Below are 23,451 nucleotides of genomic sequence, written 5' to 3' on the forward strand. Positions count from 1 at the left end.
TTTTCCAGGCGCCGGTCACCGAACCGTCCCAAACCAACATCCATCTGCTCCTCCTCGTCCGCGACCGATATCGAGTCAGAGAAAGCTGCCGCCCGCAACAGACAAAGCAGATGTGTGAATGTCGTAGGGCTCGACCCGGCGATCCATCTTCTTCAATTGATGTTGTTGAACACGCGCTCACGCGCGGGATGGATGCGCGGGCCTTCGCCGCGCCGAAGGGGCTCGCCCCGCAGGCGGATCAAGCCCGCGCATGACGTGGCAGCGTGATTGTCCGCAGTGCCACACCAAACGCCCCTCGCTCGTCATCGCCCGCGCAGGCGGGCGATCCAGTAATCCAGAGCTTTGCTTCAAGAATCAGCGCACCGCCGTACTGGATCCTCCGCATACGCGGAGGATGACGGTTGGTGATGTGGAGACGGCGCCGAACTTCAAATAGTATGCGCGCTTACGCCGCCGGCACGATCCGCCGCACGTCGCCACCGTCGGTGATGAACGCCGCGCCCGGCTTCGAGAACAGGAAGCCGTTGGACTTCTTCAGCGGGTAGAGCTGATCGAGCTTCTGCGCGCCTTCCGAGACGGCGAGCTTGCCGTCGATGACGTTGCGATACAGCCTCGCGACCGCCACCATGTCGCACTGTTGCGGCGACAGGCGCATCGAGGAGACGCCGGCATCCTTGAGCTTGTCGATGTCGCCGAGCAAGCTGGCGCAGGTGTAGGACAGCGTCTGCACGCCGTTCATCGCCAAAAACGGCTCGTCGTCGAGCGTGGTCACGGCAAGACCGTCCGGGTCCTGCTCGCAGACGAACTTGCAATTATCCTTCGCCAGCTTGTTGAGCCGGGCGTGATAGCAGCGCGCCGAGATCGCCAGCGGCACGCGGCCGAACGAGAACACCTCGAACGACACGTTGGGCAGCGACCCCGCAATGCTGCGGATCGCCGACAGCGGCAGCTCCGGCGGCAGGCAGATGCGGCTGGCGCCGCGCGAGGCGAAATACGCAGCGGTCGCTTCGTTGTAGATGTTGACGAACGGACCGATCGCGTGGGCCTTGTCGCCGAGCATGCCGAGGCAGGAGAGGTCGTTGACCTCCATCATGAAGCCGTCGTCGGCGGCGAGCTCGGCCATCGCCTTGCGCTCGCGCGGCAGCGACATCAGCACCAGCGAGCCCATCAGCACTTTCTTGCCGGCGCCGGCAAGGCGCTCGACCACCGCCGGAATATGCTCCTCGAGGAACGGCTGGCGCTTCGAGCACACCACCTCGCCGACCACGACGGTGTCGACCGGCGCTTCGTCGGCGATGCGGAAATAGAAGTCGCGCCACTCTTCGGGCTTCCAGTTGAACAGCACCGGTCCAAGCGTGAGTTGCATGGGAGTAGCCTCGCTGTGGTTCGCGAAAAATCACTCGGCGCCGACGGACGTCGGCGCCTGCTCCTTAGCGCCAGGTCTTCTTGTAGGCGCCGGTGGTGGTGGACTGGCCTTCGGTCAGACCGCGCAGCGCGTCGACCGGCAGCGGCCGGCCCTCGTCGAGCGCGGCAAGCACGTCCTTGAAGGTCTTCACCACCCGCTCGATATAAGCGCGGCCGCGCTGGCGGCCTTCGATCTTGAGCGCCGCAACGCCAGCGGCGCGGAGGTCCGGCAGCATCGTGGTGGCATCGAGGCTGGCCGGGTCTTCGAACAGATAGCCGCAGCCTTCGTCGGTCTGGTAGCGGCCCTTGCACAGCGTCGGATAGGCAGCAGCCTCGCCCTTGGCGAATTTGTTGATAGTGAATTCACCGAGCCGCGACACCAGCGAGCCGTTCTGCTCGCGATACTGGATCGAAGCCGCCGGCGAGCAAACGCCATCCATGTTCGGCGACTTGCCGGTGGCGTAGGACGACAGCGAGCAACGCCCCTCCTCCATCACGCACAGGCCGCCGAAGATGAAGACCTCGGTCTCGACCTTCACCTCTTTGGTGATCGCAGCGATTTCCTGCACGCTGAGCACGCGCGGCAGCACCACACGCTGGGCGTTGAAGCTGTCGACATAGAACCGGATCGAATCCGGGTTGGCGGCCGCCGCCTGCACCGAAACGTGCAGCCGCTGCTCCGGATGGGTCTTGGCGCAGTAATCCATCACGCCGACGTCGGCGAGGATCAGCGCATCGGCCTCGGCTTCGACCGCATCGTCGACCGCGCGCTGCCACAGCTCGACATTTCCGGCGCGGGCGAAGGTGTTGATCGCAACCAGCACCTTGGTGCCGTAGCGATGCGCGTGCGCGATCGACTCCCGCATTTCCTCGCGGCTGAAGTTCAGCCCCGGGAAGTTGCGCGCGTTGGTTTCGTCGTTGAAACCGCAATAGATCGAATCGGCACCTGCTGCGACGGCATCGTGCAGCGCCGCGGGCGTGCCAGCGGGACAGATCAGTTCCATGCTCTAACCTCCGCCTCCGACGCCCAGCTCTTCGCGATAGCCGGGCTGCGCGCCGACCAGGCTGCGCAAGATCCGTTCGATCGGAGCCGCCAGCGGGCCGAACCACGCCACCGACTCCTTCAGAAAATCGACACGGGAGTCGTCGATCGCATTACGCAACGCGACCACCGCTTCCATGTCGCCGTCGATTTCGATGTCGCGCGAGAAGAACAGCGCGTCGCCGTCATAGGAGCCGTCGGTCATGCCGATCAGCGCCGACAGCGGACCTGCGATCCGCGCGTGGATGTTGGTGGGCAGCGTGCGCACCACCGTGACGCGCGGATTCATCCGCCGCGGCTCGAGCACGAACGCGATCGGCAGATCGGTCGGCGCGAGGCCGTAACGCTTGCCGGTGTGCGGACCGAGGCGATCGAAGATCCGGGGATGGCGCGCGCGAATTTCGCGCAAGCAGATTCCGAGCAACACCTGCAGCGGCAACAGCGGCAACACCCGCGTCGCGAGGGCAAGCGGCGCGGGCATCCTGGAGACGGATGAATTGGATACCGACATGGGCCACCTTATCGTGAACAGTTCGCGTAGCCCGGCCCCGACGGTACTTCTTTGCGCCTGATCAAAGACAGGGTCGATGGCAAGTGCTGACCAATGGTCTCCCCAGGGAGACATCATGCTGAGCCGCGTCAAACCGCCCTTTCCGGATCTGCGGGCGTTCAGCGCCTATCTCGAATCCCGCGGACAACTGCACCGGATCCGCAAGCCGGTGTCGGTGGTCCACGACCTCACCGAAATTCATCGCCGTGTGCTGCACGCCAGCGGGCCGGCGCTCCTGATCGAAAATCCGATCAAGGCCGACGGCAGGCCGTCGGAGATGCCGATCCTGGTCAATCTGTTCGGCACGGTCGAACGGGTGGCCTGGGGCCTGGGCATCCTGCCGGAAAACCTGTCGCGGCTCGGCGAGGCGCTCGCCGAAATGCGCGAGCCGGCGCCGCCGCAGAGCCTGACCGACGCTTTGAGCAAGCTGCCGATGGCCAAGGCCGCGCTGGCGATGCGGCCGAAGATGGCCAAATCAGCACCAGTGCAGGAAGTGGTGCTGACCGGCGACGCGGTCGACCTCGGCCGGCTGCCAGTGCAGATCCCCTGGCCGGGAGAGCCGGCGCCGCTGATCACCTGGGGCCTCGTCTTCACCAAGCCGCCGCCCGGCGCGCACGGCACCGACAATGTCGGCGTCTATCGGATGCAGGTGCTGGGTAAGGACCGCCTCATAATGCGCTGGCTGGCGCATCGCGGCGGCGCCAAGCACCACCACCAGTGGAAAGCCGACAAGCGCGAGATGCCGGTCGCGATCGTGATCGGCGCCGATCCGTCGATGATTCTCTCGGCGGTGCTGCCGCTGCCGGAGACGGTGTCGGAAATCAAATTCGCCGGCCTGCTCGGCGGCGAGCGGCCGAGCCTGACGCCGTGCCAGACCATCCCGATCAGCGTGCCGGCCGACGCCGAGATCGTGCTGGAAGGCTTCGTCTCCCCGGCCGAAACCGCACCGGAGGGCCCCTACGGCGACCACACCGGCTACTACAACGCGGTCGAGGAATTCCCGGTGATGCGGATCACCGCCATCACCATGCGCCGGCATCCGATCTATCTGTCGACCTATACGGGCCGGCCGCCGGACGAGCCGTCGCGGCTCGGCGAAGCGTTCAACGACGTGTTCCTGCCCGTCGCGCGGCGGCAATTCCCCGAGATCGTCGACCTGTGGCTGCCGCCGGAGGCGTGCTCCTACCGGATCGCGGTCGCCTCGATCAAGAAGCGCTACCCCGGCCAGGCGCGCCGGCTGATGATGGGGCTGTGGTCGATGCTGCCGCAGTTCAGCTACACCAAGCTGTTGATCATCGTCGACGACGACGTCGACGTGCGCGACTGGGCCGACGTAATGTGGGCCGTGTCGACGCGGTGCGACACCTCGCGCGACATGGTGTCGATCAGCGACACCCCGATCGACTATCTGGATTTCGCCTCGCCGAAGTCCGGACTCGGCGGTAAGCTCGGCATCGACGCCACCAACAAGATCGGCACCGAGACCGAGCGTGAGTGGGGCAAGGTGCTGGAGATGGACAAGGACGTGATCGCGCGGGTCGATGCGATGTGGACAAGCCTCGGGCTGTCGCCGGCACATCAACCGGCGGCCGGTCAACGCCGGCTGATCCGGTGAGCGCGCAGCACCGCATCGCGGTCGGCATCAGCGGTGCATCCGGCGCCGCAGTCGGGCTGCGGGTGGTCGAACTGCTCGTCTCGGTCGATTGCGAAGTGCATCTGGTGGTGTCGAAAGCCGCCCTGCGCACCATCGCCTACGAGGTCGGACCGAACGCGCTCGATCACGCCATCGACCTGGTACATCGCCACCACGACATCGACGATGTCGGCGCCTGCATCGCCTCGGGCTCGTTCCGCACCTCCGGCATGATCGTGGCGCCGTGCTCGATCCGCACCCTGTCGGCGATCGCCCATGGCGATCTCGACAACCTTCTCGTCCGCGCCGCCGACGTCCAGCTCAAGGAGCGCCGCCGGCTGGTGCTGATGCTGCGCGAGACTCCGCTGCATCTGGGGCATATCCGCAGCATGGCACAGGCGACCGAGATCGGCGCCATCGTGGCGCCGCTGTCACCGGCGTTCTATCAGCGGCCGCGCTCGATCTCTGAAATGATCGACCACATGGCGCTGCGCGCGATCGGGCTGCTCGGGCTGCACGATCTGGAGCTGGCCGCGCCGGAATGGTCCGACGACACGCCGCCGACCTGCCCGAAGAATTGAGCTGCATCATTCGATGCACTGCCTGCTCCTTCTCCCCGCGCGCGGGGAGAGGTTAGGCTGCCCGCGCGTTAGCCGCAAAGCGGAATCCGTTCAGGGACGGCCTCCTTCGGCACGTCCTTCCGCAGATCCACATCCCTGGTCAGCGGGAAGAAGTCGCCGACGCTTTCGGTCTTCAGGTAGGTCGTGACCAGCGTCTTGGCAGGGAGCGTGCCGGTGCGGCACGCTTCGGCGCCGACCCCGATCGTCAACGAGCCGCGCTCGCCCTTCGCCTTATGGGCCGCCATTTGGTCGCGGACCGCGAGCAGCCGCGGCACATCTTCGGGCGCAATCCGGAAGGCGTAGATCTTGGTGTCGTTCGTCACTTCGCCGGCCAGCGACAACAGTTCGCCGGGATCGTCGAGATCAGCGAGTACGAACGCCTGCTCGCGTTTATCCGCGCCCACCGCAACGGTGACGCGCAGAGTGACCCGGCGCGGCCGCAACCCTTGCGGCAACCGCACGGCAATGCGCAGCGCCGCCGGATCGGTCGCTGATAGATCAGTACGCACCAGCTTGAGCATCGAAGTGACCGGAACGGAGCTGCAGGCGGTCAGAGCGCCGAGCGCCAGGGCGGCGGCGGCGAGGTTCAACAAAGCGGGGAAGCGCATGACGCCTATCCTATCTTGACGATGATAAATTATCGTTTTACGATAATTAAATCTCGCAATAGACGACGGAGAAGCGCAATGCAAGCGCGACTATCAAGCCCCCCGATCGGACTGACCGCCCCCGCGTCGGAGAAGCTGGTGCGGCTGTCACGGGCAATGGAATGGGTGACCACGGTCGGAATCGTGCTGATCGTCGCGCTGGTCGGCGCCGCCTTCGTGGTGCCGAGCTGGGCACGCAATCTGCTGCTGGCGAAGCTCGGCGAGATCGGCAATCGGCTGCCGCTCGACGCCGGCAATCAGGCGGTGGCGGCGATCATCATCGCCGTGCCGATCGTGGTGATGCTGTGGGGGCTGCTGAATGTGCGGGCACTGTTCAGCGAGTTCGCCCGCGGCCAGGTCTTCACCGCCACAGCCGCAATCCACCTGCAGCGCTTCGGCATCGCGGTGCTGGCGCAGGGCGCACTCGGCCCGATCACCGCAACTGCGTTGGCGCTCGCGCTGTCGCTCGGCAATCCGCCGGGGCAGCGGCTGCTGGTGCTGACCTTCTCGAGCAACGATTACGTCTCGGTGATCGTCGGCGGCGTCCTGATCGCGGTCGCGGCGGTGATGCGCGAAGCGGCACGGCTCGCCGACGAGAATGCGAGCTTCGTCTAATCGATGGCGATCGTGGTCAATCTCGACGTGATGCTGGCGCGGCGAAAGATGCGCTCGAAGGAACTCGCTGAGCACATCGGCATCACCGAGCAGAACGTCTCGCTTCTGAAGTCGGGCAAAGTGAAGGGTATCCGCTTCGAGACGCTGGAGCGGATATGCGCGGCGCTCGACTGCCAACCCGGCGACATTCTCGAATACGTCGAGGACAAGTAGCGTCGAACAAGAGAGAGGGCCGGCAACTGCGCGAAGCAGATGCCGGCCCTTCGAATCTTCAAGTCAGCGCCGCGATCGGCGCTGGACCGATCGCCCTTCGATCAGGCGGTCGCGGCCCGGGCGGAGTGCTCGTGCGGCCGCCAGTCTTCCGCCGCTTCGTCCCAATAATGGGCGTCGTCGAAGCGCTTCCAGTGCGCGTTCTGCGCCACGACCTCACGGCCGCCGATGATCAAGGCCACCAGACCGATCAGGCCGACCAGCCCGTAGATCGCTGCGATCAATGCAACAATGGTCAAGGCTCTTTCCTCACAGTTTGCGATGAGCACCCGGAATACTCGACGGCGGGTGCGCCCGTCCTGAACGCCAAGAAGCTCGGCTCGCCGAACTCAGTTCGCCCAGGCGAACCAGCCGGAACGCTTCGCGGGCTGCTTCGCCACGACCACCGGGGCCGGGGGCTGCGGTTGGGCACGCTGGGTCGCCTTCCGCCACAGATCGTCCACCACCAGATACGCAATCAACGCAGGTCCGACGGCGCACGTCAGGAACAACACAAGCGATCCGACAGAATCCAGAAACACGGTACACCTCCTGCTTTCGTCGAAGGCAAAACTACGGAAAGTACCGCTGCCCGCATTGCGCCGGATCAATTTTGCCGGGCCGCGGCTACAACCAAGAACCGATTAGTTCCATGTAGTTAGCTGTTTATTAAACGGGTTTTTGCGCTCGCTGGGGCGGTCTTGGCGGCTTTACTCACCGTGTTGTGAATTCATCGCGACGATCATCTCATGACCGGGCCCGCGTACCGCGAGCTGTGCAGCACGCGCAGAGCAACACCACGTCGCGCCTCTCGATCGCGGCGTCAGGCCGGCTTCAGGCGGTAATGACTGACGCCCCACTCGTCGCCGTCGGCGTAGCCGAACAGGCCGGAAGTGGCGAGGAAGAACCAGCGCCAGCGCCGCATCCACAGCGCGGTGTCGTCGCCGTAGACCGGCCGCAGGATCGTTTCGATATCACCCCGGTGACGATCGAAATTGACCAGCCAGTCTTCCGCCGTCCGCTGGTAGTGACGACCGCTCCAGCGCCATTGCTCGTCGATCTTGAACAGATCGGCATATTGCTGGATCAGCCGGTGGCTCGGCATCACTCCCCCGGTGAAGAAGTGCTGTGCGATCCAGTCGGCGCGATCGGCGCGGTCGAACAGATAGGCGCCGCGGCGATGGCTGAAGATATGCATGAAGAACAGCCCGTCCGGCTTCAGCCAGCCGCGGATCCGGGTCATTAGCTTGCGCCAGTTCATCATGTGCTCGAACATCTCGACCGAGACCACCCGGTCGAATGTCTCGTTGGGATCGAAGTCGTTCATATCGCAGGTAACGACGCGCAAGTTGGTCAACCGCCGCGCAGCCGCTTCGGCTTCGATGTACTGACGCTGCGACGCCGAGTTCGACACCGACAGGATGCGCGCGCCGGGGAAGCGCTGGGCCATCGCCAGTGACAGCGAACCCCAGCCGCAACCGAGTTCGAGGATCGCCTGGCCGTCGCGCAGATCGGCGTGCTCGATCGTCAGCCGCAGCGCCTCCGCCTCGGCCTGCGCCAGATCGGTCTCGGCCTCGCGATAATAGCAGGACGAGTATTTGCGATGCGGCCCGAGCACCTTGCCGAAAAACGCCGCCGGCACTTCGTAATGCTGGGCGTTGGCCGCATCGGTGTGTTCGGCCACCGCCCGCTCGGCCATCGCCTGCGCGAATGCGGCGTCGGTCGCCGGATTGCCCTGCGCCATCGTGGCGGCGGTCCGCGCGCACAGCGCCCTGATACCGAGGCGGATCACCGCGTCCGGCAGCGGCACCCGCTCGGCGATGTCGATCAGCGAGGAAAGCGCGGTCATGATGCGTCTGGGCGCCGGGGCGGTAGCGGAAAGAACATCGAGGTGCGGGCCTGATAATCGCGATAACGGTCACCGCGCGATTTCAGCATCTGTTCTTCGAGCGGTGGAATGCCGGTGACGTACACCAGGATCCAGTACATGAACAGCGGCGCCAGCAGCGCCGCGTACCCCCAGAGATAAGATAGCGGCTCGGCGAACGGGATCGCGATCACCGGATAGGCCAGCCAGCCGAACCACTGGAAGAAGTAGTTCGGATGCCGCGACCAGCCCCACAGACCGGCGTCGCACACCTTGCCCTTGTTGGCCGGGTCTTCGCGGAACGCCTTGAGCTGGGAGTCGGCCAGCCCCTCCCCGGCGATCGCGGCGATCAGAATCAGCACGCCGAGATAGTCCTGCAGCCGCAGGCCGCCTGCCGGCGCATGGGCGGCGACGAAGATCGCAAACACCAGCGGGATCGTGCCGTAGGCCTGGTTCTGCAGGAAGAAGAACATCTTCTTCGGCGCGTCCGCACCCCACTGGGCCGCATAGGCGGCATAGCGCGGATCGTCGGTGATGTGCCGGGTGCGGGCCGCGATGTGCGAGCCGAGCCGGAGCGACCACGCCGCGACCAGCACCGCCACCAGCCATTGCCGCGCATCGGGCGCCGCGCCGCCAATCGGCCACAGCGCAGCGGCTGCGCCGGTGAGCCCGAGCGAGAACGTCCAGATAGTGTCGACCCAGCCGGAATTGCCGGTCCGCTGCTGCACCACCCAGGCACCCGCCATCAACGCCGCCAGCGCCACCGCGATTGCCGCCATCGCCCCGAGATACATACCCGTCATCATCCACCCATCGTTCGACTGCCATGCTGGGCCGGCAGATACGTGCCGGACCGCTTCGGCGTTTCGATTCGAGTTCCCGCGCGATGCGGAAGCGGATAACCGTCGCAACGGCTTTCTTCCGCGCCGTGCTGTGCCATATTGGGTGAAACAGCCGCTTCCGGCAAACCGGAGACCGAACCGACGATGGCTTCAGGCCCTTCCCCGCGCCACGCGATGGAGATCGAACTCGACAAGCTGTCGTCGCCGCGAATCTTCCTGGTGCGGATGCTGGTATTCCTGGTGCTGTGCGCGCTGATCGTGGTGGTGCTGTACAAGCAGGTGCTGGCCGCGTTCATGGCCAATCCCGGGCTCAACGGCCTGATCGGCACGGTGCTGCTGATCGGCATCGTGCTGGCCTTCCGCCAGGTGATCCGGCTGTATCCGGAGGTCGCCTGGGTCAACAGTTTCCGCATCAGCGATCCCGGGCTGGCGCTCGACCGGCGGCCGAGCCTGCTGGCGCCGATGGCGGCGATTCTGGGCGGTGAACGCTCCGGGCGAATCGCGATCTCGCCGCAGACGATGCGGCACCTGCTCGACTCGATCGCCACCCGGCTCGACGAGGCGCGCGACATCTCGCGCTACATGACCGGCCTGCTGGTGTTCCTCGGCCTGCTCGGGACGTTCTGGGGCCTGATCGAAACCGTCGGCTCGATCGGCGGGGTGATCGGCAGCCTGAAGGTCACCGGCGACGCCGGCTCGCTGTTCGACACGCTGAAGGAGGGCCTCGCCGCCCCGCTCGGCGGTATGGGAATCTCGTTCTCGTCGTCGCTGTTCGGTCTCGCCGGCTCGCTGATCCTCGGCTTCCTCGATCTGCAATCCAGTCAGGCCCAGAACCGGTTCTACACCGATCTCGAAGACTGGCTGGCCTCGACGGTGCGCAGTTCGGCCGGCGACGGCGCGCTCGCCGGCAGCGCCGACCTGCAGGCCGCGCTGGAGCGGCTGCGGCTGACGCTGGAAGACGGCAGCGCCAACCGCGCCACCACCGCCGCGATGGCCAACCTCGCCAACGCGATCCAGAGCCTGGTGGCGCATATGCGCAACGAACAGCAGATGATCCGCGAATGGGCCGACGCCCAGGGCGAGCAGAACCGCGAGATCAAGGAGCTGTTGTCCGCCCTGGTGCAACGGCCGGAGAAGAACCTGCGCGAGCCGGAGAAGAACTGATGGCGCTGGCCCGCGGTCGCCGGCACGAATCCGGCTTCAATTATTGGCCGGGCTTTGTCGATGCGCTGTCGACGCTGATTCTCGGCATCGTGTTCCTGCTCACCGTGTTTCTGGTGGTGCAGTTCTTCCTGTCGCAGGAGGTCACCGGCAAGGACAAGGCGCTGGCCGAGCTGAACGCCAAGATCGCCCAGCTCAACGACATCCTGTCGCTGGAGAAGCTCGGCAAGCTCAATCTCGAGGAGCAGCTCGCGCAGATGCGCGCCGGGCTGTCGGCCGCCGAGAGCGAGCGCGACCGCGTCAAGGGCCTGTACGCCGGCCTCGCCGGGGCCGGCAACGATGCCGCCGGCCGCGCCGGCGAACTGGGCAAGGCGCTGGATTCGGAAAAGCAGATCTCGGCCCGCGCACTGGCGCAGGTCGAGGTGCTGAACCAGCAGATCGCAGCATTGCGCCGCCAGCTCGCCGCGCTCGAAGATGCGCTCGACGCCTCGGAGAAGCGCGGCAAGGAATCCCAGAACAAGATCGCCGATCTCGGCCAGCGCCTGAACGTCGCGCTGGCGCAGCGGGTGCAGGAGCTGTCGCGCTACCGCTCGGAGTTCTTCGGGCGGCTGCGCGCCATCCTGGGCGACCGGCCCGACATCCGAATCGTCGGCGACCGCTTCGTGTTCCAGTCCGAAGTGTTCTTCGACACCGGCCAGGCGGTGCTGCTGCCGGAAGGCCGCGCCGAGCTCGACAAGGTGGCTGATGCGCTGAAGGAGCTCGACAAGAAGATCCCGTCCGAAATCCCCTGGGTGGTGCGGGTCGACGGCCATACCGACAAGCGGCCGATTACGGGGAGTTTCAAATCGAACTGGGAGCTGTCCAGCGCGCGGGCGATTTCGGTGGTGCAGTACCTGATTTCACTCGGCGTGCCCGCGCAACGACTGGTCGCCGCCGGCTTCGCCGAATTCCAGCCGCTCGACACCGCCGACACCGAAGACGCCTACAAGCGCAACCGGCGGATCGAACTGAAGCTGACGGAGCGGTGAAATTGGCGGCTCTCCACCTCTGGTTCGTCATTTCCGGGCGCTCGCATAGCGAGCGAACCCGGAATCTCGATCGGTGCGCGTGTCAGTTTCCGGGTTCGCGCGCAGCTGCGCTGCGCCCGCCCCGGAATGACGGCACTTGGTGAAGGCGATGCCCAGCTTCACCCTCCGCCCCTACACCGAAGCTGACGAAGACCCCGCGATCGCGCTGTGGCTGCGGACCTGGCAGCTCGCCTATCCCGCGATCGACTTCACCAAGCGGGTCGAGTGGTGGCGCGAGCGCTGGCGTAACGAACTGGTGCCGCAGGCGGCGATCATCGTCGCCGCGCAGGACCACACGCTCATCGGCTTCGTCACCATCGATGCAGCCGGCTATCTCGACCAGCTCGTGGTCGAGCCCGAACACTGGGGCAGAGGCGTCGCCGAGGCGCTGGTGGATGAGGCTAAGCGGCGCTCGCCCACCGAGGTCACCCTCAAGGTCAACGCCGACAACTACCGCGCCATCAAATTCTACCGCCGCAACGGCTTCGCGGTGACAGGAGAAGAGCTCAACAGCTCCGGCCGGCCGGTGCTGAACATGCTGTGGCGGCCGTGAGCTTCCGCATGCCGCCGGGAATTGCTAGTCTCGTGCGATGACCAAGCTGCTCGATCAAGCGCTGGAAGTGGCCCGCAGTCTTCCTGCCGAACTGCAGGACGACATTGCACGGGTGGTGCTGCAGCTTACCGGCGACGATGACGCCGTCGTCGGTTTGTCGGACGATGAGCGGGCCGCCATCGAACGCTCGAAAGCCGCAGCCAAGCGCGGAGCCTTCGCAGCAGACGAGGATGTCCGCGCGCTGTGGGCCAAGTACGACCTGTGAAGGTCCGCTTCACTGAGCCGGCCCTTGCCGATCTCAGTGCCGTTCTTGCCTATATTGCCGAATACTCGCCGCACGGCGCAAAGCTTGTCCAAGCGCGGATTCGAACCGCGATCGAACTGCTTCGAACGCATCCGAGAGTCGGAACGCGGACAAGCGATGCCACGGTCCGGCGTTTGGTCACGACACCCTATCCGTATCTAATCTTCTACGAGGTCGGCGCAGACGAGATCATCATCCATGCCGTCCGCCATGCGGCGCGAGATCCGAATCTCCCCGGCCGATCGAAGTAGAGGCGAACTACGCCGCCTCGAACTGCAGCTTGGCGAGGCGGGCGTAGAGGCCGCCGCGGGCGACGAGTTGGGCGTGGGTGCCCTGTTCGACAATGCGGCCGTGCTCCATCACCATGATGCGGTCGCACGACAGCACGGTGGCGAGCCGATGCGCGATCACCAGTGTGGTGCGGTCGCGCATCAACTGCTGCAGCGCGGTCTGCACCAGCACTTCGCTTTCGGCGTCGAGCGACGACGTCGCCTCGTCGAGCAGCAGCAGCGGCGCATCGCGCAGGATCGCGCGGGCAATGGCGATGCGCTGGCGCTGGCCGCCGGACAGCGTCACGCCGCGCTCGCCGAGCATGGTGTCGAACCCCTCCGGCAGGCGCGAGATGAACTCTGTGGCGTGGGCCTGCTGAGCGGCGCGCTCGACGTCGAGTTCGCTGGCATCATCGCGGCCGAACCGGATGTTGTCGCGCGCGGTCGCGGCGAACACCACCGAGTCCTGCGGCACCAGCGCGATCCGCTCGCGCACCGCCTGCGGATCGGCCGCGTTGATGGCGACCCCGTCGAGCGAGATCGTGCCCGAGATCGGATCGTAGAACCGCAGCAATAGATGAAACAGCGTGCTCTTGCCGGCGCCGGAGGGGCCGACGATCGCGACCTTCTCGCCCGCGCGGATGCTCAGCGACAAGCCGTCGAGCGCCAGGAAGTCCGGCCGGGTCGGATAGGAGAAGCTGACATTGTCGAACACCACCTCGCCGCGCACCGGCATCGGCAGCGCTTTGGGCTGCGCCGGCGCGGCGATCTGGGGCTTGACGCGGAGAATTTCGAACAACCGCTCCGCCGCACCCGAGGCCGCCGAGACTTCGCCCCACACTTCGCTGAGCTGGCCGAGGCTGGAAGCTGCGAACACCGCGTAGAGGATGAACTGACCGAGCCGGCCCGGCGACATGATGCCGGTGGCGACGTCATGCGATCCGACCCACAGGATCGCCACCACGCTGGCGAATACGATGAAGATGATGATCGCGGTGAGCAGCGCCCGCGCTCCGGTCGAGCTGCGCGCCGCCTCGTAGGACTCTTCGACCGCACCGCCGAACCGCGCATTGGCGACCCGCTCGTTGGTGTAGGCCTGCACGGTGCGGATCGCGCCGACCAGTTCCGACGCATAGGCGGAGGCGTCGGCGAGCGTGTCCTGCGCGTTGCGCGACAGCCGCCGCACCCAGCGACCGAACGCCACCAGCGGGATCACGATCAGCGGAATCGCCGCCAGCACGAAGCCGGACAGCCGCGGGCTCGACACCACCATCATCGAGATCGCGCCGACGAACAGCAGCATGTTGCGCAGCGCGATCGACACCGAGGCGCCGACGGCGGATTTGATCTGGGTGGTGTCGGCGGTCAGCCGCGAGATCAGCTCGCCGCTGCGCGCTGAATCGAAGAAGGCCGGCGACAGTGCGGTCAGATGCCGGAACACGTCGCGGCGAACGTCGGCGACGATCCGCTCGCCGATCGTCATGACCAGATAATAACGCGCCGCGCTGGCGATCGCGAGCACCGCGACGACGCCGAGCATCACGGTGAAATAGCCGTTGATCAGCGCGACGCCTTCGGCGCTGAATCCGAAATCGATCAGCCGCCGAACCGCGACCGGCACCACCAGCGTGGTCGCCGCAGCAACGATCAGCGCGATCAGCGCCAGCGCCGCACGCCCCCGATAGCGCGCCACATAAGGCATCAGCTCGAGCAACGGCTTCAGCCGGCTGCGCTTGACGACCGCCGCGACCTCCTCGACCTGGCTGGCGTCGGCATCTGCCCGTAGCGTGCCGGTCCGCGGACCGACATTCTCGGTCGCGGCGATCGCGTCCAGCGACAGACTGATCGCCGATGCGTCGGCGTTGGAGCTCTGCGGTTTGTTCGGTGATGTCATTCGAAACTGCCAAGTCGATGAAGACGCTTCAGCGGGCACCACATAGGCCGCAATCGCCGCGGGTGGCAAATCCGGGACACCCCGGTCACCTGATCGTGTGCGGTGCCTTGTGCAGGCGGCATTGCTGGGATATAGAGCCCGGCAAATTCGCCCGAAATCATCGCGATGCAGGCGCCGGCGAGCGCAAGGGATCACCCATGAAGACCGAAATTCATCCGGACTATCATACCATTACCGTCGTCATGACCGACGGAACCGAGTACCAGACGCGGTCGACCTGGGGCAAGGAAGGCGACAAGCTGAACCTCGACATCGACCCGAAGTCGCACCCGGCGTGGACCGGCGGCACCCAGCAGGTGCTCGACCGCGGCGGCCGTGTGTCGCGCTTCCAGAAGAAGTTCTCGGGCTTCCTCAAGAAGGATTGAGCCGGCGCCGGCATTCGCCGGCCGCTCGCGCTCTCGAACAGACCAGATACGACAAACGCCCTGCTCACGCGGGGCGTTTTGCGTTGGCGGATCGGGCCGTGATCACCGGTCCGGACGGGGACCGCGCCGTGCGGCCGTTCAAAACGACAATGGCCGGGACGAACCCGGCCAGTGCGACTGCAAAAAGTGCAACTTAAGGGGCGTCAGTTCTCGAACGCCGCCTTGAGCATGTTGAGATGCGGCACCAGCGGATTGCCGACCGCGATCGGCTCCGGCGGGGTGTGCATGCTGGAATCCAGCCGACGGATCCGGCTTTGCAGGCTCATCGACCGCGCGATCAGCGATTGCAGCTGTTCCGGCAGCCGTTCCAGCACGTCCGGCGCGCCGGGATCGGCGGCGGAAAGCTTCACTTTGGTCTTTTCGCGATTGGCCTGGATCAGCGTCATCTCGCCTTCCTTGACGGCCCGGTGCAACAGCAACCAGGAGGCGAGCTGCATCAACCGGGTGGTCAGGCGCATGCTCTCGGTGGCGTAAGTCAGGCTGACGGCCCGGTCGAGCTGTTTGGCCTCGGCACGGCCGGCCCCATCGAGATAGGCGGCGGTCTCCTCGACCAGGTCCATCCCCTCCCGAAACAGGGCCGTGAACGCTGCCGAACTGGTCAGCCGCTCGCTGAGCACCACCAAGGCGGCTTCGCCCTGCGCGACTTCAGACATGATCAACGCCTCACACTACCGTGTACTTCTACCGGCTACGCGAAGCTGCGCGCCGGCTTATGATGAACAAATCATTACGCCACGCTCGCCCGGAGTCCAGCGGACCCGCGCGCAAAGGTTAACGTAGCTTCAGATACAGCATTGTGGCGGTCAATGACCAAAGCGTGACGCCGGCACTGCGGACGATCCCGAGGCCAAAAAAGAGCCGCCGTTTCCGGCGGCTTTTAAGTTGATAACAGGGAGGCGTCAAAACAGAGTGGACAGGAGCCACTCGGTCCAAAGATGGACATCCACAGTAATAAGCGGGAAAGCTTAATCGGGCGTAAACGAGCGGATTTGTTTACGCTCTGTTTGCCATGATCCGGCCGCCGCGAACTGTCCCGGCACGAGACAGCGGCGCACCTGCTATCAACTTTTCGTTCATGATCTGAATATGCGATCCGCAGCTTCCCGGGTCGCGCGCTTCATCGTCAGCGCGGTCTCGAGCCGGGCGATTTCGGCCTTCAGCAGCGCGATCCGCCCGTCGAGTTCTTCGACCGACAACAGCGACAAATCCTGCCCAATGTCGTGGCTGGTCCTGATCCTCGGCTTTTCGTCGTCCTCGATCGCCATCTTGTCCCTCGCCCGTTCGTGATCCGCTGCGGTTGCCAGCCGGCCTCCGGCTGTCTAATCACAGCCTGCTTAGCCAGATGACACCCACCCGCCTCGCCAGCCAAGGAAAAACCATGGAACCGATCCCTTCGCAAATGACCGTGGTCGGGATCAGCAAGCCCGGCGGCCCTGAGGTCCTTCTGCCCGAGACGCGCGCTGTGCCGCAGCCGAGTCCGGGCGAAATCCTGGTCAAGGTCGCAGCCGCAGGCGTCAATCGTCCCGATGTGGCACAGCGCTCCGGCAGCTACCCGCCGCCGCCCGGCGCAAGCGACCTGCCGGGACTGGAAATCGCCGGTGAGGTGGTGGCGCTCGGCGACGGCGCCAGCCGGCACAAGATCGGCGACAAGGTGATGTCGCTGGTGGCCGGCGGCGGCTATGCGGAATACTGCATCGCCCAGGACGCGCAGGCGATGCGGGTGCCGGCAGCGTTTTCGATGATCGAAGCCGGCGCCACGGCGGAGACGCTGATGACGGTGTGGCACAACGTGTTCGAGCGCGGCGGCTTGCAACCCGGCGAAACGCTGCTGGTGCACGGCGGCTCGTCGGGGATCGGTACGATGGCGATCCAACTCGCGGTTGCGCTCGGATCGAAAGTGATCACCACCGTCGGCTCGCAGGACAAGGCCGACGCCTGCGTCAAGCTCGGCGCCAGCCGCGCCATCAACTACAAAACCGAGGACTTCGTCGCCGCAACGAAGGAAGCGACCGACGGCAAAGGCGTCGACGTGATCCTCGACATGGTCGGCGGCGATTACATCGAACGCAACTACGACGCCGCCGCAATGGACGGCCGTATCGTTCAGATCGCGTTTCTGGGCGGCGCCAAGGCCAACGTCAACTTCGTCAAGCTGATGACCAAGCGTCTGCATCACACCGGCTCGACGCTGCGGCCGCGCTCCAACGCCGACAAGGCCGCCATGGTCGCGGCGATCGAAGCCAAGGTGCGACCACTGCTCGAGCAAGGCCGGATCAAGCCGCTGATCGACGGCACCTTCGCGCTACGCGACGCTGCCGATGCCCATCGGCGAATGGAAACCAGCCAACATATTGGCAAAATTGTGTTGACCGTGTGAGTAGGACAACTCCCGGGCTCGCTGTAAAATCTATGTTTCCACTCGCTTTTATGTCATCTATCGGTTGCTCACGGTGCGCGGGGCCGCGCCGTTCGCCCCGGTGTGAACGCGGAGAACCGACTTGCGTCTGATCAGATGCCTCGCGCTGCTGGCGCTTGGCGTGATGATGGTTGCGGCAGCTCCGCAGGCTCACGCCCTCGATGCCGTCAGCGTTCGAAGTGACGCGCCGGCGATCGACCTCACCGGTGTGCTCGAGCATCTGCACAGCGACAACGACCGGATTCAGATTTCCACCGCGCCCGGCAACGACGGCATCGTCCGCCGCGTCGAGGTGCGTGCCCGCGAGGGCGGCCAGAACTGGGTGGTGTTCGCGCTCGCCAACAACTCCGACGATCAGCTCGATCGTCTGATCGTGGCGCCGCATTACCGCATGGTCGGCTCGGGGCTGCTGTGGCCGGATCTCGGCATGTCGCGGATCGCGACCATCACGCCGTCGACCGGCGATCGCCCCGAGCGACAGGAGGGGCCGACCGCCGACATCTTCCGTGTCACGCTCGACCCTGGCTCGGTGATCACCTTCGTGGCCGAATTGCGGACCGACAAGCTACCACAGCTCTATCTGTGGGAGCCGGAAGCCTACAAGGACAAGGTCAACTCGTTCACGCTGTACCAGGGCATCGTGATCGGCATCTCCGGCCTGCTGGCGCTGGTGCTGACGATCCTGTTCGTGGTCAAGGGCAGCATCATGTTTCCGGCCGCCGCCGCGCTGGCCTGGGCGGTGCTGGTCTATATCGGCATCGATTTCGGTTTTTGGGGCAAGGTGCTGGACATGTCGTCCGGTGCCGAACGTATCTGGCGCGCCTCCGGCGAGGCGATCCTCGCCGCGACTCTGCTCGTCTTCCTGTTCGCCTATCTCAATCTCAGTCGCTGGCACGTCCGCTATTCGCACATCACCTTCGGCTGGCTGGTCTTTCTCGGATCGCTGGTCGCCTTGGCGCTGTTCGATCCCGCGGTCGCGTCCGGCATCGCGCGAATTTCGCTGGTGCTGATCGCCTTCGCGGGCTTCGCGTTGATCGTCTATCTGTCGACCCACGGCTTCGACCGCGCGGTGCTGCTGATCCCGACCTGGTTCCTGCTGGTGGTCTGGGTGGTCGCTTCGGGCATGGCGGTCGCCGGCGCCGTCACCAACGACATCGTCGGCCCGGCGCTGCTCGGCGGCCTGGTGCTGATCGTGATGCTGATCGGCTTCACCGTGATGCAGCACGCGTTCGCCGGCGGCGGCGCCGCCGGTGGCGTGATCTCCGACGTCGAGCGCCGGGCGCTGGCGCTGATCGGGTCGGGCGACCTGATTTGGGATTGGGACGTCTCGGCCGACAAGGTGTTCACCAGCCCCGAGACCGAAGCGCTGCTCGGCCTCAAGCGCGGTGCGCTGGAAGGCTCGGCGGCGAGCTGGCTCGAAGTGCTGCACCCGCTCGATCAGGACCGCTTCCGCGCCGCGCTCGACTCGGTGCTCGACCAGCGCCGCGGCCGGCTGACCCAGGATTTCCGGCTGCGGACCCCGGACGGTCACTTCATGTGGTTCTCACTGAAGGCCCGCCCGGTGGTCGGCACCGACGGCGAGGTCACCCGCGTTGTCGGTACGCTGACTGACGTCACCGAGATCAAGAACGCCGAAGAGCGGATGCTGCACGACAGCGTGCACGACAACCTCACCGGCCTGCCCAACCGCAAACTGTTCCTCGACCGGCTCGGCGCGGTGGCGAATTTCGCCAAGACGATGCCGAACCTGCGTCCGACCCTGATGGTGATCGACCTCGACCGCTTCAAACAGGTCAACGACTCGGTCGGGATCGCGGTCGGCGACTCCATTCTGCTGACGCTCGCCCGCCGGCTGAGCCGCATCCTCAAGTCGCAGGATACATTGGCGCGAATTGCCGGCGATCAATTCGGGCTGATCCTGCTGTCGGAGCAGGATCCGGCCAAGATCACCGCCTTCGCCGAGACCATCCGCAAGACCATCAAGGCGCCGATCGCGTTCAACGACCGCGAGATCTTCCTCACCGCCTCGATCGGCCTCGCGCTCTCCGATCCGCAGACCCAGCTGTCCGACGAGATCATCAAGGACGCCGAGCTGGCGATGTATCACTCCAAGCGGATCGGCGGCGACCGCATCGACGTCTACAAGCCGGCGATGCGGGCGCGGAAGTCGGACCGCCTGACGCTGGAATCCGAGCTGCGCCGCGCCATCGAGCGCAGGGAAATCACCATCCTGTATCAGCCGATCGTGCGGCTGGAAGATCGTTCGATCGCCGGCTTCGAGGCGCTGGCGCGCTGGGATCACCCCAAGCTCGGCCGGATGTCGCCGAGCGAGTTCATCTCGATCGCCGAGGAAATCGGGTTGATCGTTGAACTCGGTACCTTCGTGCTCGACCAGACCGCCAAGCAGCTTTCGATCTGGCAGCGCGCGATGCGCGCCCGCGAACCGCTGTTCGCCTCCGTCAACGTGTCGTCGCGGCAGCTGCTGCGCCACGATCTGCTGCACGACATCCGCACCGTGATGTCACGGTCCTCGGTCGCGCGCGGTACGCTGAAGCTCGAACTCACCGAGTCGCTGGTGATGGAGAATCCCGAGCACGCCGCGCAGATGCTGCAGCGGATTCGCGAGCTCGGCGTCGGGATGTCGCTCGACGATTTCGGCACCGGGCATTCATCGCTGAGCTATCTGCAGCGCTTCCCGTTCGACACCATCAAGATCGACCAGTCGTTCGTCCGCACCACCAGCCGCGGCACCCGCCCGGTGATCCTGAAGTCGATCATCGCGCTGGCGCACGACCTCGGCATGGACGTGGTGGCCGAAGGCGCCGAGACGGATTCGGACGCGGTGGAGCTGTACCAGCTCGGCTGCGAATACGCCCAGGGCTTCGCCCTTGGCGAACCGATGGATGCGGATGCGGCGATGAAGCTGCTGACCGAAGAGCAGCGCCTGGCCGCGGCGAGCTGAGAGCGGCATAGCCAAACACAGCGTCATTGCCGGGCTTGACCCGGCAATCCATCATCCTTCGCAAAGAGTCTTCAAAGTGCGCGCGACACGCGCAATGGATGCGCGGGTCAAGCCCGCGCATGACAGCCGATTGTGCGGGATGCGGAGTCGTTCCGTGGGCGATGACGCGGAGGCGTTGCCTTACGCGTGCCCCGCCTCGGCGGACAGCATCCCCGGCTCGATGCCGAGCTTGTGCAAGGCGCGGTCGTATTTGTCTTCGATGTCGTCGCCGAAAACCAAATCCGCGTCCGCTGCGCAATGCAGCCAGCCGTTCTCCTGAATCTCGTTTTCGAGCTGGCCGGGCGCCCAGCCGGCATAGCCGAGCGCCAGGATGGCGTGCTTCGGACCGGTGCCGCCGGCGATCGCCTTGAGGATGTCCACGGTGGCGGTCAGACAAATGCCGTCATCGATCGGCAAGGTGGCGTCCTTGATGAAGAAGTCACTCGAATGAAGCACGAAACCGCGGCCGGTCTCGACCGGCCCGCCCCTCAGCACCTTCATGGATTCGGCATGGTCGGGAAGCTGAATTTGTTCGGCCTTTTCGACGATGTCGAGCTGAACCAGCAGCTCCGGAAAGTCGATACTGCCGGCGGGCCGGTTGACGATGATTCCCATGGCCCCCTCTGACGAATGCGCGCAAATGTAGATGACCGAGCGCGCAAACCGCTCGTCTTCCATCACCGGCATCGCGATCAGGAGCTGGCCGTCCAAATAGCTCGGCCCATCGCCGCGCGCCTTGGCGGCGCGAGACTTCTTCGCTGCGCCGGACTTCGGCCTTTTGGATTCAGTCTCCATCAGGGGATCCTCGCGTTGCACCATCATCCTGATATTGGGTGCCGATCCTGTCAATCAATCTCGATCCGGCAAACGGCCGCGATTTCACCGCCAATTCAGTGGCTCCGAAGCCGCCAAAACTCTAGATACGTCAAATGATCGCAATCGTTCCGTCCCGTGCCACCGTGTTCGCTGCCGCTGCGCTGCTTGCGGCTTCTACGTGCGGCGCACGCGCCGACGACGTATCCCCGTGGGTCAGCGAGCAGTATTCCGCAGTTCGGCTGCTCGCCGGGTCGCGCAGCGGCGCGGTGCTACTAGGTGGTATCGCCTTCCAGTTGCAGCCCGGCTGGAAAACGTACTGGCGCACCCCGGGCGATTCCGGGGTGCCGCCGCGGTTCGATTTCTCCAAGTCGGAGAACGTCGAGAGCGTCACGATCCTGTGGCCTGCGCCGCAGGCGTTTCCGGATGGCGCCGGCGGCACGTCGCTGGGCTACAAGGGACAGGTGGTTTTACCGCTGCGCATTGTGACCAAACATGCCGACAAGCCGGTGACATTGCGTGCGACCGTGGACTACGCGGTCTGCGACAAGCTGTGTATTCCGGTTCAGGCGACGCCCGAACTGTCCTTCGCCAGCGTCGCATCGACCCAGGACGGTGCGCTGGCGAGCGCACTCGACTCGGTGCCGGTGCCCGCCAATGTCGGCGACGCCAATCCGGTGGCGATCCGAGACGTGGCGCGCAAGGGCGACAAGGATGTCGAGGTCGATGTCGTCGCACCGCCCAAGGCCAAGATCAGCCTGTTCGTGGAAGGACCGACTCCCGAATGGGCGCTGCCGGTGCCGAAGGAGATCAAAGGCGCGCCGCCCGGCATGCGCCGCTTCAGCTTCGCGCTCGACGGCCTCCCGCCCGGAGCGCAAGCCTCGGGTGCCGCGCTGAAATTCACGCTCGTCGGCCCGGAACGAGCCTACGAGATCAACACCACGCTCGAATGAGGCAGACGGGCGGCATCAGTCCGCGCCGTGCCGCCTGCGTCCCAAACGGCCGAGCCGATCGGCGAGGAATTCCGACAGCACCTCGACCCGCGCCGGCCGCGGACCGCCGGGCGGTGTGACCAGATGCACCGCGCCTTCGCGCTGGTGCCAGCCCTGCAGAATCACTTCGACCTCGCCGGCCGCAATCGCGTCGCCGACGATGAACTCCGGCAGATCCGCAATCCCGAGCCCGGCGATCACCGACGGCAGCAGCGCTTCGCCGTTGTTGACGCGGAGCGGACCGGCCAGCCGCACCGCCACCTGCTCCCCGGCGTCGTTGCTGTAATGCCAAGTATTCGGTGTCGACAGATAGGCGTAGCCGAGGCAGCGATGCTCGGCCAGATGCATTGGATGCGTCGGCCGGCCGTGCGCTTCCAGGTAGGCGCGCGATGCCACGGTGTAGCGCGGCATCGCGCACAGCCGGCGCGCCACCAGCGACGAATCCGGCAACGATGCGATCCGCACGCCGGCGTCGAAGCCGTCGCCGATCAGATCGACCATCGCATCCGACAAATGCAGATCGATCGACACGTCCGGATAGGCGAGCAGAAACTCGGGCAACAGCGGCGCGATGATTTTGACGCCGAACGTCATCGGCACCGCCAGCCGGACCAAGCCGCGCGGCGCGGCCGACTGCGCCAGCGCCTCAGCCTCGGCGGCCTCGCCATCCGCCAGCAGTTGCGCGGCGCGTTCGGCCAGTCGATGCCCGGCATCGGTCAGCGCCAGCCGTCGCGAGGTGCGATTGAACAGCCGCGCGCCCAGCCGCTTCTCCAGCCGGGTCACCGCCTTCGACACCGTCGCCTTCGACAGCCGGAGTTCAGCGGCGACCGCCGCGAACGAGCGCAGCTCCACCACCTTCGCGAAGATCGCCAGCGCTTCGAAGTCCGGCAATTGCGGCATGGTGGCTCCAGGTCATTTTTGGAAACAATGAGTTTCAATCATTTCTATTTATGAACCAAGAGCGGATCCCTATTCAAGAGCCAACGCAAGTCACTGGCGCCAACCCGGCGCCCGACAACAGGAGGCT

Annotated in this window: 27 protein-coding genes; 14 read left to right on the plus strand and 13 right to left on the minus strand. The window is 65.5% G+C overall.

What is annotated here, in order from left to right; genetic code table 11:
• Positions 1 to 254 (plus strand): hypothetical protein (locus DY468_RS24645; protein ID WP_205512441.1); only part of this gene is annotated, 254 nt, incomplete at its 5' end.
• Between the two features lie 191 nt (positions 255 to 445).
• Here the strand turns inward: DY468_RS24645 and DY468_RS16790 are convergent.
• The 3 genes from DY468_RS16790 to ubiT all read right to left on the minus strand — a co-directional run bounded on the left by DY468_RS16790 (position 446) and on the right by ubiT (position 2,957).
• Positions 446 to 1,366, minus strand: a complete 921-nt coding sequence (locus DY468_RS16790; RefSeq protein WP_164605945.1) for a U32 family peptidase — start codon at positions 1,364 to 1,366, stop codon at positions 446 to 448.
• A gap of 64 nt (positions 1,367 to 1,430) precedes the next feature.
• Positions 1,431 to 2,408, minus strand: coding sequence for a ubiquinone anaerobic biosynthesis protein UbiU (gene ubiU, locus DY468_RS16795; RefSeq protein ID WP_164605946.1), 978 nt, complete (start codon positions 2,406 to 2,408; stop codon positions 1,431 to 1,433).
• A 3-nt stretch (positions 2,409 to 2,411) separates the two neighbouring features.
• Positions 2,412 to 2,957 (minus strand): ubiquinone anaerobic biosynthesis accessory factor UbiT, encoded by a 546-nt coding sequence (ubiT, locus tag DY468_RS16800; protein WP_011156467.1) that lies wholly within the window; start codon positions 2,955 to 2,957, stop codon positions 2,412 to 2,414.
• 115 nt (positions 2,958 to 3,072) lie between these two features.
• Here ubiT and DY468_RS16805 point away from each other — a divergent pair, with 115 nt between their 5' ends.
• Positions 3,073 to 4,611: a UbiD family decarboxylase gene (locus DY468_RS16805; RefSeq protein WP_164605947.1), complete on the plus strand. Its 1,539-nt coding sequence runs from the start codon at positions 3,073 to 3,075 to the stop codon at positions 4,609 to 4,611.
• Positions 4,608 to 5,210, plus strand: coding sequence for a UbiX family flavin prenyltransferase (locus DY468_RS16810; RefSeq protein ID WP_164605948.1), 603 nt, complete (start codon positions 4,608 to 4,610; stop codon positions 5,208 to 5,210). The genes DY468_RS16805 and DY468_RS16810 overlap by 4 nt, the downstream gene beginning before the upstream one ends.
• Before the next feature lie 68 nt (positions 5,211 to 5,278).
• On the opposite strand, the gene DY468_RS16815 is transcribed toward DY468_RS16810, so the two are convergent.
• The gene (locus DY468_RS16815; protein WP_164605949.1) at positions 5,279 to 5,857 is read right to left on the minus strand and encodes a hypothetical protein; all 579 of its coding nucleotides are present in this window, start codon (positions 5,855 to 5,857) and stop codon (positions 5,279 to 5,281) included.
• A 78-nt stretch (positions 5,858 to 5,935) separates the two neighbouring features.
• Here DY468_RS16815 and DY468_RS16820 point away from each other — a divergent pair, with 78 nt between their 5' ends.
• Positions 5,936 to 6,511: a DUF2975 domain-containing protein gene (locus tag DY468_RS16820; RefSeq protein WP_164605950.1), complete on the plus strand. Its 576-nt coding sequence runs from the start codon at positions 5,936 to 5,938 to the stop codon at positions 6,509 to 6,511.
• Positions 6,512 to 6,514: 3 nt separating this feature from the next.
• Complete coding sequence (locus DY468_RS16825) at positions 6,515 to 6,724, plus strand: helix-turn-helix domain-containing protein (protein ID WP_164605951.1); 210 nt, start codon at positions 6,515 to 6,517, stop codon at positions 6,722 to 6,724.
• 101 nt (positions 6,725 to 6,825) lie between these two features.
• Here DY468_RS16825 and DY468_RS16830 read toward each other — a convergent pair whose 3' ends face one another.
• The 4 genes from DY468_RS16830 to DY468_RS16845 form a co-directional block, all read right to left on the minus strand.
• Entirely contained in the window at positions 6,826 to 7,020 is a 195-nt protein-coding gene (locus DY468_RS16830) for a hypothetical protein (protein ID WP_164605952.1), read from the minus strand.
• A 90-nt stretch (positions 7,021 to 7,110) separates the two neighbouring features.
• The gene (locus tag DY468_RS16835) at positions 7,111 to 7,302 is read right to left on the minus strand and encodes a hypothetical protein (RefSeq protein ID WP_164605953.1); all 192 of its coding nucleotides are present in this window, start codon (positions 7,300 to 7,302) and stop codon (positions 7,111 to 7,113) included.
• 281 nt (positions 7,303 to 7,583) lie between these two features.
• Positions 7,584 to 8,609 carry an SAM-dependent methyltransferase gene (locus DY468_RS16840; RefSeq protein WP_164605954.1) on the minus strand — a complete coding sequence of 342 codons (1,026 nt, stop codon included), beginning with the start codon at positions 8,607 to 8,609 and terminating at the stop codon, positions 7,584 to 7,586.
• Positions 8,606 to 9,433, minus strand: a complete 828-nt coding sequence (locus DY468_RS16845) for a DUF1295 domain-containing protein (RefSeq protein WP_164605955.1) — start codon at positions 9,431 to 9,433, stop codon at positions 8,606 to 8,608. Before DY468_RS16845 ends, DY468_RS16840 begins: the two co-directional genes overlap by 4 nt.
• Before the next feature lie 180 nt (positions 9,434 to 9,613).
• Here DY468_RS16845 and DY468_RS16850 point away from each other — a divergent pair, with 180 nt between their 5' ends.
• The 5 genes from DY468_RS16850 (at position 9,614) to DY468_RS16870 (ending at position 12,805) form a co-directional block, all read left to right on the plus strand.
• Positions 9,614 to 10,633: a flagellar motor protein MotA gene (locus DY468_RS16850; protein WP_164605956.1), complete on the plus strand. Its 1,020-nt coding sequence runs from the start codon at positions 9,614 to 9,616 to the stop codon at positions 10,631 to 10,633.
• Complete coding sequence (locus DY468_RS16855; protein WP_164605957.1) at positions 10,633 to 11,658, plus strand: peptidoglycan -binding protein; 1,026 nt, start codon at positions 10,633 to 10,635, stop codon at positions 11,656 to 11,658. The genes DY468_RS16850 and DY468_RS16855 overlap by 1 nt, the downstream gene beginning before the upstream one ends.
• A gap of 148 nt (positions 11,659 to 11,806) precedes the next feature.
• Positions 11,807 to 12,250: a GNAT family N-acetyltransferase gene (locus DY468_RS16860; protein WP_164605958.1), complete on the plus strand. Its 444-nt coding sequence runs from the start codon at positions 11,807 to 11,809 to the stop codon at positions 12,248 to 12,250.
• 37 nt (positions 12,251 to 12,287) lie between these two features.
• Complete coding sequence (locus DY468_RS16865) at positions 12,288 to 12,515, plus strand: hypothetical protein (RefSeq protein WP_164605959.1); 228 nt, start codon at positions 12,288 to 12,290, stop codon at positions 12,513 to 12,515.
• Positions 12,512 to 12,805 carry a type II toxin-antitoxin system RelE/ParE family toxin gene (locus DY468_RS16870; protein ID WP_164605960.1) on the plus strand — a complete coding sequence of 98 codons (294 nt, stop codon included), beginning with the start codon at positions 12,512 to 12,514 and terminating at the stop codon, positions 12,803 to 12,805. Before DY468_RS16865 ends, DY468_RS16870 begins: the two co-directional genes overlap by 4 nt.
• 7 nt (positions 12,806 to 12,812) lie before the next feature.
• Here the strand turns inward: DY468_RS16870 and DY468_RS16875 are convergent, their stop codons facing one another.
• Entirely contained in the window at positions 12,813 to 14,717 is a 1,905-nt protein-coding gene (locus tag DY468_RS16875) for an ABC transporter transmembrane domain-containing protein (RefSeq protein WP_164605961.1), read from the minus strand.
• A 197-nt stretch (positions 14,718 to 14,914) separates the two neighbouring features.
• Between DY468_RS16875 and rpmE the strand changes: the two genes are divergently transcribed.
• Positions 14,915 to 15,142, plus strand: a complete 228-nt coding sequence (gene rpmE, locus DY468_RS16880; RefSeq protein ID WP_011156453.1) for a 50S ribosomal protein L31 — start codon at positions 14,915 to 14,917, stop codon at positions 15,140 to 15,142.
• Between the two features lie 203 nt (positions 15,143 to 15,345).
• On the opposite strand, the gene rcdA is transcribed toward rpmE, so the two are convergent.
• Both rcdA and DY468_RS16890 read right to left on the minus strand, forming a co-directional pair.
• On the minus strand, positions 15,346 to 15,855 hold the full coding sequence (rcdA, locus tag DY468_RS16885; protein WP_164605962.1) for a protease adaptor protein RcdA: 510 nt from the start codon (positions 15,853 to 15,855) through the stop codon (positions 15,346 to 15,348).
• A gap of 420 nt (positions 15,856 to 16,275) precedes the next feature.
• Positions 16,276 to 16,467, minus strand: coding sequence for a DUF1192 domain-containing protein (locus tag DY468_RS16890; RefSeq protein ID WP_164605963.1), 192 nt, complete (start codon positions 16,465 to 16,467; stop codon positions 16,276 to 16,278).
• A gap of 113 nt (positions 16,468 to 16,580) precedes the next feature.
• Between DY468_RS16890 and DY468_RS16895 the strand changes: the two genes are divergently transcribed.
• Entirely contained in the window at positions 16,581 to 17,579 is a 999-nt protein-coding gene (locus DY468_RS16895) for an NAD(P)H-quinone oxidoreductase (protein ID WP_164605964.1), read from the plus strand.
• Positions 17,580 to 17,700: 121 nt separating this feature from the next.
• Positions 17,701 to 20,580 (plus strand): EAL domain-containing protein, encoded by a 2,880-nt coding sequence (locus DY468_RS16900; protein ID WP_164605965.1) that lies wholly within the window; start codon positions 17,701 to 17,703, stop codon positions 20,578 to 20,580.
• A gap of 180 nt (positions 20,581 to 20,760) precedes the next feature.
• On the opposite strand, the gene DY468_RS16905 is transcribed toward DY468_RS16900, so the two are convergent.
• Complete coding sequence (locus DY468_RS16905; protein ID WP_164605966.1) at positions 20,761 to 21,414, minus strand: YqgE/AlgH family protein; 654 nt, start codon at positions 21,412 to 21,414, stop codon at positions 20,761 to 20,763.
• A 134-nt stretch (positions 21,415 to 21,548) separates the two neighbouring features.
• On the opposite strand from DY468_RS16905, the gene DY468_RS16910 reads away from it, so the two are divergent.
• Positions 21,549 to 22,385, plus strand: coding sequence for a protein-disulfide reductase DsbD domain-containing protein (locus tag DY468_RS16910; protein ID WP_164605967.1), 837 nt, complete (start codon positions 21,549 to 21,551; stop codon positions 22,383 to 22,385).
• Between the two features lie 15 nt (positions 22,386 to 22,400).
• Here the strand turns inward: DY468_RS16910 and DY468_RS16915 are convergent, their stop codons facing one another.
• Complete coding sequence (locus tag DY468_RS16915; protein ID WP_164605968.1) at positions 22,401 to 23,324, minus strand: LysR family transcriptional regulator; 924 nt, start codon at positions 23,322 to 23,324, stop codon at positions 22,401 to 22,403.
• Positions 23,325 to 23,451 lie beyond the last annotated feature (127 nt).

The sequence above is a fragment of the Rhodopseudomonas sp. BR0M22 genome (assembly GCF_010907035.1).
In the GTDB taxonomy this organism is placed as follows: Bacteria; Pseudomonadota; Alphaproteobacteria; order Rhizobiales; family Xanthobacteraceae; genus Rhodopseudomonas.